The sequence below is a fragment of the Microcoleus sp. Pol14D4 genome (assembly GCF_036701245.1).
In the GTDB taxonomy this organism is placed as follows: domain Bacteria; phylum Cyanobacteriota; class Cyanobacteriia; order Cyanobacteriales; family Microcoleaceae; genus Microcoleus.
The window spans coordinates 1-13,471 of the sequence record NZ_JAUBQM010000084.1; the positions used below are offsets into that span (position 1 = coordinate 1).

Consider the following 13,471-nt stretch of genomic DNA (forward strand, 5'->3'; position numbering starts at 1 on the left):
TTTAGGTCAGGGAGTTTTTTCATTCCTCTATCTAATGTCTATCTCGTTCTCTTGTCAAGGGGGTTGAGCAATTACAATAAATGTAGCAATTTTCAAATAATTTGAAAATTGAGATTGGAGATGGGAGAATTTATAATTTAGATTATGTTAAAATTAGTGAATGCTGACTAATGATTAAGGATTAATGACTAATAACCCTTTAAAACTATTGTTCCTGTCAACTTCGGTCGGTCAACTAGGTTCGGGGTTGGGTGGCGGTGTCGAACTTACAGTCCTTAACATTGCTAAAGAATTGCAGAGTCGCGGTCATAAAATAGCAGTCGTAGCGCCGATAGGTTCAGTATTAAAATCAATTCCAGTAATCGAAATAACGGGCGATTTGCAAGTAACCGCCCAAACACAAGATTACAACGATCCTATTGTGATGCCTGCCGATTCTGTGCTGGCGAATATGTGGGAATATGCTCGCCAAGTTCAGGATGAATGGGATGTCATTGTTAATTTTGCCTACGATTGGCTGCCGTTTTATTTGACACCATTTTTTAGGACTCCGATCGCACATTTGATCAGCATGGGCTCCCTTTCAGCAGCCCTCGATCGCATTGCCGGACAAACCGCCCTCCAGTTTCCTGGTACGATCGGAGTTCACACCGCTTCTCAAGCCAAAACATTCGCCTTTGCCGATGAATGTCAGTTGTTGGGAAATGGCATAGATTTATCCCTGTACGAATTTTGCAAAAAACCGCAGTCTAAATTAGCTTGGCTAGGCCGCATCGCCCCGGAGAAAGGCTTAGAAGATGCAGTAGCAGCAGCGAAAATTACAGGCATTCCCCTGAAAATTATGGGCAAAATGCAAGATGAGGATTATTGGCAAAAAATTTGTGCAGATTACCCGGATGCTCCGGTAGAATATTTAGGGTTTCTGACAACAACCCAAATGCAAGAGCAAGTCCGTCAGTGCCGAGCATTGTTGATGACACCGCGTTGGGTGGAAGCTTTCGGAAATGTCGCGATCGAGGCTTTAGCGTGCGGTGTGCCCGTGATTGCTTACGAGCGCGGGGGGCCGGCGGAAATTGTGAGAGACGGACTGACGGGCTTTTTAGTGGAGCCTGATAGTGTCAATGGCTTGGTAGGTGCGATCGCCCGCTTAGACCAAATTGACCGCAGCGCTTGCCGGCGACAAGTAGAGCTAGAATACTCTTTGGAAGCTTTGGGCGATCGTTGTGAACACTGGTTCAAATCTATCACTGCTAGTAGGGTGCGTCAGTAATAATACGGGCTAATTTTTAGAAACATCTGCTGACTGACGCACCTTATAAGTTTATTGAGCAGCAGTTCAACTCTATTCTAAAACTGAGTTAAATAAACTCTTAATCGACAACAAAAAAAGAAAAGTGAAAAAACTATGGCAACCGAACGTTTAGTGCTTTTATCCAGTAGAGAAATCGAAAAAATGCGCCAAGCAGGCCGTTTAGCGGCAGAACTTCTGCTACATCTCGAACCGATGGTTAAACCTGGAGTAAGCACTCTAGAAATTAACGACGAAGCCGAACGCTGGACTTTGGCACACGGAGCAAAAAGCGCTCCGCTAGGCTATAAAGGCTTTCCAAAATCTCTGTGTGCTAGCGTCAATGAAGTAGTCTGTCACGGCATCCCCAATGCGAAACAAATTCTGAAGGAAGGTGACATTATTAATATTGATGTAACACCTTTAGTTGATGGTTATCATGGCGATACTTCCAAAACTTTTTTTGTGGGAAAACCTTCCCCTGTAGCGAAAAAGTTAGTTGAAGTAACCGAGGAATGTTTAAGAAGAGGGATTGCGGAAGTCAAACCGGGTGCTCGTACTGGCGACATCGGTGCCGCGATTCAAGAATATGCTGAAGCACAGGGTTTTTCGGTAGTGCGAAATTTTGCGGGACACGGAATTCACCGAGTCTTTCACACTGAACCGGAAATTCTGCACTACGGCAAACGGGGTACAGGAAAAAAGCTCAGACAAGGAATGGTTTTTACGATCGAGCCGATGATTAATGAGGGTACTTGGGAAGTGGAAATTCTCGCCGATGGTTGGACTTCTATCACCAAGGATGGAAAGCTTTCGGCTCAATTTGAACACACTCTGGCGGTGACTGATTCTGGGGTGGAAATTCTGACTTTGCCGTAGCAATCATTAACAAAAAATCTGAAAAATTCGCTCTTAAATCAATAATCTATCATATCCCGTAGGGGCGGGTTTCACCGACAATATCTAACGATTATAAACAATCTAGATAAACCCGCCCCGCCACAATCGATAACCTAAATCAACCTGAAATTTGCATCGAATCCGCCAATGTAGGTTTGTATTTATGGGTGGGTGGGGGTGGGTTTTCGAGATTGTCGGTTTCAGTCATAAATTGTCTGTAAAACGCGCCACTACAGAATTACGATCGATTCACCAAACACGATATAACTAATAACTAATAACTAATAACTACTAACAAATGACTGACATAAAATTTCTGCAACCAGGAGATTTGCTCAAAGTAATTGCCCCTAGTGGGACTTTGCGAGAATCAACCAATTTTGAAAAGGGTGTAGAAATTTGGAAATCCCGCGGCTATCGAATTGAATTAACACCCGGTTTTGACGATCGCTGGGGCTATTTGGCAGGTTCCGACGAAAACCGCGTCCGACAGTTGGCAGATGCCCTCAATGACCCGGATTGTCGCGGTATTCTCTGTGTTCGAGGCGGTTTCGGCAGCACTCGGCTTTTGGAAAAAGGAAATGTGGGAAAGGCGGAAAATTCCCAATTTCCAACTCCCGATTCCCATCCGCCGAAATGGTTAATCGGGTTTTCAGATATTACTGCTTTGCTGTGGAATCAGGCTAAATTGGGTGTTTGGGGCGTTCACGGGCCGATGCTGACAACTTTGGCTGCTGAACCGGATTGGTCTGTCGATCGACTTTTTGACTGCATAGAAGGTCGTCCCTTACAATCTTTGCAAGGTAAAGGATGGGGCAGCGGAAAAGCGACCGGGCGGCTGTTTCCGGCGAATCTGACGGTGGCTTCTCATTTGCTCGGAACCCCGTATCAACCGGATTTGACCGGGGTTATTCTCGCGTTTGAAGATGTTTCTGAGGCTCCTTACAGGGTCGATCGAATGCTGACTTTGTGGCGGATGGCGGGGGCTTTCGCTGGGGTGCGGGGCATTGCTTTGGGGCGCTTCAGTCGCTGCGAGATTGAGCCGAGTATTCCCAGTTTTAGCATTGAAGAGGTTTTGCGCGATCGGCTGGGGGACTTGAATATTCCCATTGTCTCGGATTTGCCCTTCGGTCACGAGGGGGTTAACGCTGCTTTACCTATGGGAATTATGGCGAGTCTTGACGCTGATTCGGGATTGCTCAGTTGCGGGTAAAAACTACTTTTTAGATACCCTGAAAATCATTCATCAAAGTTCTGTAAAAGAATAGTCGATTTCAGAATATTTAAGGTGCGTTCTGCATGGTAGCGAAACTGCAGCATAAATAAAGCATAGGATAATAGTACAATTATCAGGAAAAATGGGAGGATTTCTAAGGGTGGTTTTTCGGTGACAAATAAAAATACAACCCAACCCAATCCTAAAGACAGTAAAAAGACAATAGATAAAGTGGGAATAGTCATTTTCAATGGCAACACCGAACCGCCTTCAATGTCTTGAATTTGTCCTGTTGCCACCAAAAAGCCTCTCCAATCTCCGCCAGTAATTGTCGCGCGGAGGAAATCACCATCAAGCTCGATTTGGTAGCAGTAAAGAATTCGGCTTCCCCCGATTATAGCTTTGTGAACCGTTAAACCTGTACGAACTTTGGCAGCAAGCCGTTGGCGGACTACATTTTTGGAAAATGGTATATGAAGGGTTGCTTCCCGGTAGGGCAAGAGCGAGTACAATAGTTTGAAGAACGGATTTAAATTTAATGGCATAGCAAAAAACACGATCGTGAATTGCATCAATTGCCACTACCTAATTCTAAGCAGGGATGTTTCATTCTATCAAAGTTTTCACGCTCCAACCACTATAAGTAAATCTACGGAGGTTTTGGGCGATCGAGATTGTGCGATCGCGAATCGCGGGAGGTTTGCCCCTACGTTCACGCTATATGTAGAGGGGTGGCGTAAATCCTGCCCAATAATAGTTTACAGCAACAAAATAGTCCTGTCGGGTGAGGCTAACACTAGATAGCTAAAATTACATTTAAAATGGATTATATGTGCAAATGTTGCTGCCAACACAGCAAAAAGATTTTAAAACTTTCGCAAAGAGGTTGATATGAGAACACACAACTTGTTAAACAGTATTGCGGCCACTGTGCTAGTTGCAGGATTGGCACTCACTGGCATTTCGTCTAGTGCAGTTGGCGAACAGATAGGGAATAACGATCGCATAGATGGAGTAATTCGCCGCACTTCCCCGATTTACCGTTTCCGAAATATGTGGGTTCCGGGATCTCCGACCGAAGAATTGCGCGGCCAAGAATACACATTCAGCGCGAGGGAAGGCGACAACATTGAAGTGTTTTTAGATACAGATAGAAGTCGCGGTTTTACTCCCGTAATGGTGCTGTTTTACGGGAACAACAAACAAGTCGCTTTTACGCAAGACCGTTCTTTTAATTATCAAATTCCCCGTAGTGGTGATTACAAGCTTTTAGTATTAGCAAAAGATGCTGCCAGGGGCGGTAGCTACACGCTGGAAGTTTCGGGAATTGATGGGGGCGACAGACGAGCTCGCAATTCGCGGGACGATTGGTACACGAGGCGAGATGACGATCGATATGACGGTCAATATGACAGAGAACGGCTTTTGCAAGATGATTTTGACTTGCGGTCTGTTGATTGTCGCGAGAGACGTTCTATGGTGAGAGTAAGGTTTGACGATGGCAATCAAGATTCAACTTACTGCGCTGTCCCGAATAGAAGGTTTCCGGCGGGAGATTATTACTACAATTCGCGGACTAGAAATTTAGACTCGGCGCGGCGGGATGATAGTAGATTCGATGCGGGCCGAGATCAATGTCGGGTAGTGGTGGGCGGAGTCTGCGTGACGAGATAGTTTCGATTTAATTAACCGTACGGTGCGTCGCCCAATACAATCTACTATTAAGCTCGAAAATGCAGCAGCGACGCACCATACAAGATGAGTCTCTACAGATTTAAAGATCGACTAAGTTACATCTTTGAGAGCCGATCGCGAATTGTTCGGAGATTTTTTGACAACGCTCATGCTGCCGTCGGTTTCCAGCACGACTGCTTCGATTTCTTCGATCGACGCGCTGCCCGTCCCCCGAATCGCCGCCCGAATTTCCTCTTCACTCACGCGCTGCTGCCGCATCGCCACAGGCAGATATTCGCCTTGGTCGAGCAGCATAGTAGGTTCGGCTTTGATGAGATTTTTTACCCACTTTACCCGCACGGCAAGCCAGGTGACGATGAATTGCAGCCCGATGAGCAAGCCGAGGGCGAAAACGCCCTCCACCAACGAAACGTCTTTTGACATGATGATAGTCGCCAGCGTCGAACCGAGGGCGATGGTAACGATGAAATCGAAGGCATTCCACTTCGACAGAGTTCGCTTGCCGGAGACGAGCAGCAAAAAAATCAGCGCGGCGTAAGCGGAAACGCCGAGCGTCAAAATCCGAATTATTTCAGACCAATTGTCAAAAAACATATTTTTATTTCGCGGTTGTGATTTTGGGCGCTTTGCCGCTGCACCAGTGCTAGAGGCTTCGTCTGCTTGAGGTCGCGGTCGCGGATTCTGTTAGTTTGCATTGTCATTGTAGCAAAAGGGTGGATGTGAAAATTCCCTATTAGCAAGAGTTTCAGCTATTAAGAATTCCTTGACCGTGCCAGAAGGTTGCTATCGAACTCAGCCACTTTCCTCATCTCCCTCCCCGCCGACAGATGAATTTTTTGTCAAAAAGGACGATCGCACAGTGGTAAGCTACCAAAGGCATTGAAATATCTAAGGTAGAGAAAAGTTAAAATGTCGGCATTAAATGAAGTTCCCTTGTTGTTGCGGGCAGCCCGCGGCGAAACCCTAGACCGCCCGCCCGTGTGGATGATGCGCCAAGCCGGTCGCTACATGAAAGCCTATCGAGATTTGCGAGAAAAGTATCCCTCGTTTCGCGAACGTTCCGAAATTCCCGAAGTTGCCATCGAAGTTTCCCTTCAGCCGTGGCGCGCGTTTCAACCCGACGGCGTAATTCTGTTTTCCGATATTGTCACCCCCATGCCGGGTTTGGGAATCGACATGGACATCGCCGAAGGCAAAGGCCCGATTATCCACGCACCCATCCGCACTCAGCAGCAAATCGACAACCTGCAACCGCTGAACCCGGAAGAAAGCTTGCCGTTTATCAAAACTATCCTGAAATCCCTGCGCGAGGAAGTCGGCAACAAATCCACCGTGCTCGGTTTTGTCGGCGCGCCGTGGACGCTGGCAGCCTACGCTGTTGAGGGCAAAGGTTCTAAGGATTATGCCATCATCAAAAATATGGCATTTTCCGATCCAACTTTACTGCATCAGTTGCTGTCGAAATTCGCAGATGCGATCGCCGTTTACGTGCGCTATCAAATTGACTGCGGCGCGCAAGTAGTGCAAATGTTCGACTCCTGGGCCGGCCAACTTTCCCCGCAAGACTACGATACCTTCGCTCTACCTTACCAGAAACAAGTATTCGAGCAAGTCAAAAAAACCCATCCCGACACACCGCTAATTCTGTTAGTCACCGGTAGCGCCGGCCTCCTCGAACGCATGACAACATCCGGCGCGGATATCATCAGCGTAGATTGGACAGTTGATATGGCCGACGCGCGCAAGCGTTTGGGCCCCAACATGAACGTTCAGGGAAATCTCGATCCCGGCGTGTTGTTTGGTTCTCAAGCGTTTATTCGCGATCGAATTCTTGATACAATTCGCAAAGCCGGTCATCGCGGACACATCCTCAATTTGGGACACGGCGTGTTACCGGGAACTCCCGAAGATAACGTGCGTTTCTTCTTTGAAACAGCAAAACAAGCCGACCAATTGCTGGCAGTTGCTGCTTGATTTGATTTCGATTGTAGAATTCGATCGAATCCAGTTAATTGCACCTGATATTTGTAGGACACTCCAAGAGCCCATTGGTGTCAACTTAAGGTAAAACCGACCGTCTCTCTTGTTTGTATCAAAGTCTAGATCCCCCCTAACCCCCCTTAATAAGGGGGGGACATGAAGCACTCAAAGTCCCCCTTCTTAAGGGGGATTTAGGGGGATCTGGACTCGAATAAAAGCGATATTCCTCATGGACTTTAGGCTTAAGTTGTCACTAATGGGCAATGCCCTGTCCCTACCATCTAAAAATCCTCAAATCCTCCCCTCTTCCCCTGCGGCAAAATGAACTCCAAAAAAATTTTTGTGACGGGTGCAAGTGGCTGTATCGGTCACTACATGGCCGAAACTTTGATTCAAGAAACAAACCACGAACTTTACCTCTTAGTTCGCAACCCAGAAAAATTAAAATTTGACTGGAAAGCCCGCCCCGGCATCCATATATTACAAGGCGATATGCGAGATATCGAGCAACACGCCGAACTTTTGCAAACAATTAATGTCGCAATTTTAGCTGCCACTGCTTGGGGAGGAACTCAAGAAGTGTTTGACGTTAACGTAACCAAAACTCTGCAGCTAATTCAACTACTTTCGCCAGAGACTTGCCAGCAAGTAATTTATTTTTCAACTGCCAGCATTCTCGGTCGAGACAACAATTTGCTCAAAGAAGCCGGGGAATTGGGGACAGATTATATTAGCTCAAAATACAACTGTATGGTGCATTTGTCAGCCTTGACCAATGTGCCTCCAATTACGGCACTTTACCCGACATTAGTATTGGGAGGAGATGCAGAAAAACCAGTCTCTCACTTGTCATCTGGCCTGCCACTTGTCGCAAAATGGATTGGTTTGATTCGCTGGTTTAAGGCAGATGGCAGTTTTCACTTCATCCACGGCGCAGATATTGCTAAAGTAGTTAATTATTTAGTTGAACATCCGCCGGCTTCCGAGGAACCGCGACATTTTGTGCTAGGAAATCCGGCGATTACAGCTAACGAAGTGGTCGAACAAGCTTGCCAGTATTTGAATAAAAATATATTTTTTCGGATTACTCTGTCACCTTGGCTGGCCGATTTCTTTATTTGGCTGTTCCGAATTCAGGTGGCTGCTTGGGATAGATTTTGCATCAGCTACCGCCATTTTACCTATCAAAATCTTGTGAATCCCGAAAGCATAGGAATGCCGAGTTATTGCGGCACAGTTGCCGATATGTTAAGAACTAGCGGGATTCCCGGCAAAGATTCAAATTAGAAGGAAAAGGGAAGTTCGGCAACGGATTATGTAACGGATGTAACGGATGTAACGGATATCAAGAAGAAGGAAGAGGTTCGAGGGAAGAAGGAATGGGAACCAAACGAGTAATGTAGGGTGATTCGTGTGTACCAAACGAGTAATTTACTGTTTAAAGTTCTTTTTTGCCTTAATCCCATGCTTTTTAAATGCGATTATCGTCAATTAATGGTCAAATACGATAAGATATCAGCATTTGCAAACTTTAACAGGGAACTGCAAGCTAAAAATTGCGCTCATTGTGTGTGGCTTAGGGGGTGTGACCCATCGCCAGATATTCGATCGAGTGCAAGATCGTAATTTTAGCCTTAACATGAAGTCTTGAGAGTCGATCGAACTCTCAAACACGCCAGCCCGATCGCAAGTTGTTTACTGATGTGAGGTTTAACATATAATGCGAGTTCTTCTAGTTTACCCGCTGTTTCCGAAAACATTTTGGTCTTACGAGAAAATCCTAGAATTAGTCGATCGTAAAGTTCTGCTGCCACCGCTGGGTTTGGTAACAGTAGCAGCTATTTTACCCCAAGAATGGGAATTTAAGTTAGTCGATCGCAACATCCGACAAATCACCGAAGCAGAATGGGAATGGGCAGAGCTCGTTATTCTCTCCGCAATGATTGTCCAAAAAGAAGATTTGCTAGACATAATTCGCGAAGCAAAACGGCGCGGTAAATCCGTAGCTTGCGGCGGCCCCTACCCGACTTCCGTACCCGAAGAACCTCAAGCAGCGGGCATAGATTATCTGATTCTCGACGAAGGCGAAATCACCTTGCCCATGTTCGTCGAAGCAATAGCGCGCGGCGAAAAAAGCGGAATTTATCGATCGGACGGCGTAAAACCCGATGTTACCACAACCCCAGTCCCCCGCTTCGACTTGCTGGAATTAGACGCCTACGACTCAATGTCGATTCAATTTTCCAGAGGCTGTCCCTTCCAGTGCGAATTCTGCGACATCATCGTCCTCTACGGCCGCAAACCCCGCACCAAAAACCCCCAACAATTGATTGCAGAATTAGACTATCTCTACAACTTGGGCTGGCGGCGCGGCGTGTTCATGGTAGACGACAACTTTATCGGCAACAAACGCAGCGTCAAACTGTTGCTAAAAGACTTAAAAGTTTGGCAAGAACAACACAAATTTCCGTTTACTTTCAACACCGAAGCATCCATCGATTTAGCCCAAGACCAAGAATTGATGGACATGATGGTTGCTTGCAATTTCAATGCAGTGTTTCTAGGGATTGAAACTCCCGATGAAGAAAGCCTGCAAATGACAAAAAAATTCCAAAATACCCGCAATTCTCTGATCGAATCCGTAGAGTTAATTGCCAAATCCGGTTTGCGAGTAATGGCCGGATTTATCATCGGATTTGACGGCGAAAAACCCGGTGCAGGTCAGCGCATTGTAGACTTTGCAGAAGCAGCAGCAATTCCGAGCACAACCTTTGGAATGCTGCAAGCTTTGCCGCACACTGCATTGTCCCACCGACTAGCAAAAGAAGGGCGGTTGCGCGACAAATCGGGCAACCTCAACCAGACAACTTTGATGAACTTCATTCCGACGCGGCCGCTAGAAGATATCGCGAGGGAATATGTTCAGGCATTTTCTGATGTGTACGATGCTGAGAAATATTTAGACCGCACCTATCGCCACTTCTTGATGCTGGGTGCACCTACAGCAAATATACCTGCAAGAATTCCCAGTTGGATAGACTTGCGAGCACTGCTAACTGTGGTTTGGCGGCAGGGAGTCAAGCGTAGCACTCGCTGGAAGTTCTGGCATCATTTGTTCAGCATTCTTAAGCGCAATCCTGCGGTTTGGGATCACTATTTAACAGTGTGTGCTCACAATGAGCATTTCCTGGAATACCGCCAGATTGTGCGGGATGAAATTGAAGCTCAATTGGCAGAGTTTTTGGCTAATGAGTCTCAAACTGTATATCAAGAGCCTGTTGCTGTTGAGGAAAAGCAAGTGCAAGCGGTTTAGGGTTGGAGAATTGTACCTAATAGCCAGATACCCGACTTCTTAAACAAGTCGGGTATCTGGCTATTCTCTTTTGTTAGCTAGGCTTACTGATAAAATTTTTGCTTTATCATCACCACACCCGCTGAATTGGATAAGCATCAAAAGCCTCATCGCGACTAATCAAAACTAGCGAATGATTGAGCGCCTGTGCTACCAGAATGCGATCGAAAGGATCTCGATGATGCAGAGGAAGACCTGCGTAAATCTCAGTGTCTTCAAATGTAATTGGTAGAATTTGAGCGTTAATGTATTGCAATTCCTTCGGCAGGTCTTCAAATGGCCGATTCAGTTGAAGCTTACCGACATTTATTTTAATAGAGATTTCCCAAAGGCTAGCAATACTAAAATACAAACCTGTTTTAGTATCGATCGCTTCTTTTGCTTTACTACCTAGATTGGAATCGCCAAGCAAATACCACAGAAAGGCATGAGTATCTAAAAGGGATTCCATGTTACATATATTCCTTTAAATCTTCCAGCGGTTCATCGAAATCATCAGACATAACGATCTGACCGGCCCAACTACCATAACCATGAGGTTGTTCAAGTTGTTCTTGAGATGATTCAGTTTTTGCGTATTTTTCAAGTAAATATTTTGCATAATGCAATATCTCTTGTTTGAGAGATGCTGGCATCTTGACGACAGTTTGAAAAATCTCTATATCGATGGTCATGATTTATGTGGAATTTTTACTATGTCATATTCACCAATTATACCGTAATTGCAGTCAAAGGGTATTTAGAATGGTTATCTCGTTTAATCTCGTTTCCAAGCAGAGCCTGGAAATGTCATATCCTGTGGCTCTACCGCCTCTTGAGAGCAGGCGAGAGATGCTACCGAGGCATTCCCAGTTTCTTACTGAAAAGGTGAAATACTACTATTGGCGGCAGCAGTTATTTCGGCAGATAGAGGCGCGATCGCCCGCAATTATGAAAATCTAATTACAAGCTCAAAAATATCAAAATAGCGATCGCCCTCAACCCGCCATGTTAGGAACAAATCAACTCAGAACAGCCGCTCTCTTAGGACTCCTAAGCGGCCTTCTCGTTTTAGGAAGTTATTATTTAATCGGCAACGAGCAAGGACTTTACATCGGTTTAGCGCTAGCCGCCTTCTCAAGTTTTAGCTCTTGGTACTATTCCGACACAGCCGCGTTAATGGCTTACCGCGCTCAGCCGATCGCTCGCAGCGAAGCTCCCGAACTCTACGAGATGGTAGCATCGCTGAGCGAAAAAGCCCAAATTCCAGTGCCGAAAATATTTCTAGTTCCTACTCAATCTCCCAACGCATTCGCCACAGGAAGAGACCCGGAACACGCGACAATAGCAGTTACGGAAGGCATCATCAAGCTGCTTTCCCGCGAAGAATTAGAAGGCGTTTTAGCGCACGAACTCACGCACATCCGCAACCGCGACACTTTGACTCAAGCAGTTGCAGGGACAATTGCCGGTGCAATTACATTTGTCGGGCGAATTCTGACTTTTGGAGCGCTTTACGGCCCGGTAACGCGGGATAGCAGACAAGGCGCGAATCCGTTTGGTTTGCTGTTTTTAATCATTTTAGCACCGCTATCAGCAACCGTAATTCAATTGGCGATTTCTCGAACCAGGGAATTTGCAGCAGACAGCGGTGCGGTGGAAATTACCAATAACCCGATCGGTTTAGCAAACGCGCTGCAGAAATTGGAGAAAATGGGTCATGAAATTCCCATGCACGGCAATCCTGCGATGTCGCCGCTGCTAATTGTGAATCCTTTTTCGACTAAAGGTTTGCAGTCACTTTTCCGCACTCACCCGCCGACAGAGGATCGCATTCAGCGCCTTTTGGAAATCGCGCAGCAGCAGCAAGGTACTCCTGTTATGGCTTACATAAACGGAGTTTGAGCGATCGAAAATGCAGCAACAATATGGAGAAACCCGGTGTTTTGAAGCAGCCGGGTTTCTGTATGTTTATAACGATCGCTATTGTAATTTTTATCGAAAAGAACGTTCATTTGTCTCTTCAAAAAATAACTCCTCACTTTGAGTAGCCATCCGAACAGCAATTCTGTCTTGAAGAATTCGAGGATTAAAGTTTTTACGGACCTCCTCATCGATACGATTAAGTAAAAAAGGTATCTCGTGACCGACGTTGTTTAGCTGGCAGTCAGCAGCCATTATCCGCAACATATCCTCTAAATGATCTTCATGCACTTCAAAGCCAAATGCTTTTTTTCTTGGTTTAAATAGTCCTCTAAGTATATGGCTTGCTGTACCATTTTTAAATTCTTCTAAAACGTAGCGGTTTCGAGCCTCACCCTGATTTTTATTGGGAACATTACTTTGATTTAAATGATCTGCTAAAGTTTCTACTATATATAGTTCTCCCTGCCTGAGCGCACGAGCAAACTTGGCAAATACAGGATTAGCTTTTACATTTTTTATCACACCCAAACATTTTTTTCCACTTGTAAATAATCGGGAATATAACTGAACACCTTCTTGAGTAGCGCCTAACCATTCATATACTAATGTTCCATCAAAAAATATGTATGGTTCAGCTATTTCTAAACCATGCAGAACTTCATAATATCGTAGATACGCTGTTTGAGAAATACCATAAAGTCCTTCTTCCTCTATTTTAATGAAATCATCAGTATTTTCACTTTCAGAAAGTTCTATTTTACTCGACCAATAATGTAAAGATTCTTGCAGGGGGCGACGGTAGGAAATACTACCCACTCCTACTGATAATGCTTGTCCTGCTGAGTACATCTGCATGGGCAATGTGTTAGTTCCATCTACAGCAGCAACTTCGCCCCTCTCTAATTCTACTGCTGTACTAAATAAGCCGAAATCAACTTGACGTAGCCTTTGTCTACCATTAGGAAGAGGTTCTACTGATTCCATAATTTCTCTTGCTTCTCGTACAACTTGACGCGCTTGTTCGCTGTCCAGCATTTCCACGACATCATCTGCTATACCACCAAAGCTAATAGCAAACTCATCACGAGTTATACGCCTTGATTGATTAACTAATTTTCTAAATGTGTTCGACATT

General features: G+C 45.4%; 14 protein-coding genes. 9 read left to right on the forward strand and 5 right to left on the reverse strand.

The genetic code is table 11. The annotated features are described in order from the left end of the window. The first annotated feature begins 184 nt into the window (after window positions 1-184). The 3 genes from QUA33_RS23220 (at window position 185) to QUA33_RS23230 (ending at window position 3,401) form a co-directional block, all read left to right on the forward strand. Window positions 185-1,270 carry a glycosyltransferase family 4 protein gene (locus QUA33_RS23220; RefSeq protein WP_333151533.1) on the forward strand — a complete coding sequence of 362 codons (1,086 nt, stop codon included), beginning with the start codon at window positions 185-187 and terminating at the stop codon, window positions 1,268-1,270. A gap of 135 nt (window positions 1,271-1,405) precedes the next feature. Continuing rightward, window positions 1,406-2,167: a type I methionyl aminopeptidase gene (map, locus tag QUA33_RS23225; protein ID WP_190659689.1), complete on the forward strand. Its 762-nt coding sequence runs from the start codon at window positions 1,406-1,408 to the stop codon at window positions 2,165-2,167. A gap of 319 nt (window positions 2,168-2,486) precedes the next feature. Next, complete coding sequence (locus QUA33_RS23230) at window positions 2,487-3,401, forward strand: LD-carboxypeptidase (protein WP_333151535.1); 915 nt, start codon at window positions 2,487-2,489, stop codon at window positions 3,399-3,401. Window positions 3,402-3,427: 26 nt separating this feature from the next. Here the strand turns inward: QUA33_RS23230 and QUA33_RS23235 are convergent, their stop codons facing one another. Then, window positions 3,428-3,949 carry a hypothetical protein gene (locus tag QUA33_RS23235; RefSeq protein ID WP_333151537.1) on the reverse strand — a complete coding sequence of 174 codons (522 nt, stop codon included), beginning with the start codon at window positions 3,947-3,949 and terminating at the stop codon, window positions 3,428-3,430. A 346-nt stretch (window positions 3,950-4,295) separates the two neighbouring features. On the opposite strand from QUA33_RS23235, the gene QUA33_RS23240 reads away from it, so the two are divergent. Then, window positions 4,296-5,078, forward strand: coding sequence for a hypothetical protein (locus tag QUA33_RS23240; RefSeq protein WP_333151539.1), 783 nt, complete (start codon window positions 4,296-4,298; stop codon window positions 5,076-5,078). A gap of 111 nt (window positions 5,079-5,189) precedes the next feature. Here the strand turns inward: QUA33_RS23240 and QUA33_RS23245 are convergent, their stop codons facing one another. Further along, a complete protein-coding gene (locus tag QUA33_RS23245) occupies window positions 5,190-5,693 on the reverse strand; it encodes a YetF domain-containing protein (protein WP_333151540.1) in 504 nt (167 codons plus the stop codon). Between the two features lie 315 nt (window positions 5,694-6,008). On the opposite strand from QUA33_RS23245, the gene hemE reads away from it, so the two are divergent. From hemE to QUA33_RS23260, 3 genes are all read left to right on the forward strand, one after another. Next, window positions 6,009-7,073, forward strand: a complete 1,065-nt coding sequence (hemE, locus tag QUA33_RS23250; RefSeq protein WP_333151542.1) for a uroporphyrinogen decarboxylase — start codon at window positions 6,009-6,011, stop codon at window positions 7,071-7,073. Window positions 7,074-7,400: 327 nt separating this feature from the next. Further along, entirely contained in the window at window positions 7,401-8,366 is a 966-nt protein-coding gene (locus QUA33_RS23255; protein ID WP_333151544.1) for an NAD(P)-dependent oxidoreductase, read from the forward strand. A gap of 433 nt (window positions 8,367-8,799) precedes the next feature. Next, window positions 8,800-10,392, forward strand: coding sequence for a B12-binding domain-containing radical SAM protein (locus QUA33_RS23260; RefSeq protein WP_333151546.1), 1,593 nt, complete (start codon window positions 8,800-8,802; stop codon window positions 10,390-10,392). 109 nt (window positions 10,393-10,501) lie between these two features. Here QUA33_RS23260 and QUA33_RS23265 read toward each other — a convergent pair whose 3' ends face one another. After that, window positions 10,502-10,882, reverse strand: a complete 381-nt coding sequence (locus QUA33_RS23265) for a type II toxin-antitoxin system VapC family toxin (RefSeq protein ID WP_333151548.1) — start codon at window positions 10,880-10,882, stop codon at window positions 10,502-10,504. 1 nt (window position 10,883) lies between these two features. Further along, window positions 10,884-11,105 (reverse strand): type II toxin-antitoxin system VapB family antitoxin, encoded by a 222-nt coding sequence (gene vapB, locus QUA33_RS23270; RefSeq protein ID WP_333151550.1) that lies wholly within the window; start codon window positions 11,103-11,105, stop codon window positions 10,884-10,886. Between the two features lie 112 nt (window positions 11,106-11,217). Here vapB and QUA33_RS23275 point away from each other — a divergent pair, with 112 nt between their 5' ends. Beyond that, window positions 11,218-11,373 carry a hypothetical protein gene (locus QUA33_RS23275; protein WP_333151552.1) on the forward strand — a complete coding sequence of 52 codons (156 nt, stop codon included), beginning with the start codon at window positions 11,218-11,220 and terminating at the stop codon, window positions 11,371-11,373. A gap of 45 nt (window positions 11,374-11,418) precedes the next feature. Further along, on the forward strand, window positions 11,419-12,315 hold the full coding sequence (locus tag QUA33_RS23280) for a M48 family metalloprotease (protein WP_333151553.1): 897 nt from the start codon (window positions 11,419-11,421) through the stop codon (window positions 12,313-12,315). Window positions 12,316-12,405: 90 nt separating this feature from the next. On the opposite strand, the gene QUA33_RS23285 is transcribed toward QUA33_RS23280, so the two are convergent. Then, window positions 12,406-13,470 (reverse strand): hypothetical protein, encoded by a 1,065-nt coding sequence (locus QUA33_RS23285; protein ID WP_333151555.1) that lies wholly within the window; start codon window positions 13,468-13,470, stop codon window positions 12,406-12,408. Window position 13,471 lies beyond the last annotated feature (1 nt).

Bases quoted from the DNA above. Each gene is read 5' to 3' on its own strand.
- QUA33_RS23220 (WP_333151533.1), top strand. From the start codon at position 185: ATGACTAATAACCCTTTAAAACTATTGTTCCTGTCAACTTCGGTCGGT.
- map (WP_190659689.1), top strand. From the start codon at position 1,406: ATGGCAACCGAACGTTTAGTGCTTTTATCCAGTAGAGAAATCGAAAAA.
- QUA33_RS23230 (WP_333151535.1), top strand. From the start codon at position 2,487: ATGACTGACATAAAATTTCTGCAACCAGGAGATTTGCTCAAAGTAATT.
- QUA33_RS23235 (WP_333151537.1), bottom strand. From the start codon at position 3,949: ATGCCATTAAATTTAAATCCGTTCTTCAAACTATTGTACTCGCTCTTG.
- QUA33_RS23240 (WP_333151539.1), top strand. From the start codon at position 4,296: ATGAGAACACACAACTTGTTAAACAGTATTGCGGCCACTGTGCTAGTT.
- QUA33_RS23245 (WP_333151540.1), bottom strand. From the start codon at position 5,693: ATGTTTTTTGACAATTGGTCTGAAATAATTCGGATTTTGACGCTCGGC.
- hemE (WP_333151542.1), top strand. From the start codon at position 6,009: ATGTCGGCATTAAATGAAGTTCCCTTGTTGTTGCGGGCAGCCCGCGGC.
- QUA33_RS23255 (WP_333151544.1), top strand. From the start codon at position 7,401: ATGAACTCCAAAAAAATTTTTGTGACGGGTGCAAGTGGCTGTATCGGT.
- QUA33_RS23260 (WP_333151546.1), top strand. From the start codon at position 8,800: ATGCGAGTTCTTCTAGTTTACCCGCTGTTTCCGAAAACATTTTGGTCT.
- QUA33_RS23265 (WP_333151548.1), bottom strand. From the start codon at position 10,882: ATGGAATCCCTTTTAGATACTCATGCCTTTCTGTGGTATTTGCTTGGC.
- vapB (WP_333151550.1), bottom strand. From the start codon at position 11,105: ATGACCATCGATATAGAGATTTTTCAAACTGTCGTCAAGATGCCAGCA.
- QUA33_RS23275 (WP_333151552.1), top strand. From the start codon at position 11,218: ATGTCATATCCTGTGGCTCTACCGCCTCTTGAGAGCAGGCGAGAGATG.
- QUA33_RS23280 (WP_333151553.1), top strand. From the start codon at position 11,419: ATGTTAGGAACAAATCAACTCAGAACAGCCGCTCTCTTAGGACTCCTA.
- QUA33_RS23285 (WP_333151555.1), bottom strand. From the start codon at position 13,470: ATGTCGAACACATTTAGAAAATTAGTTAATCAATCAAGGCGTATAACT.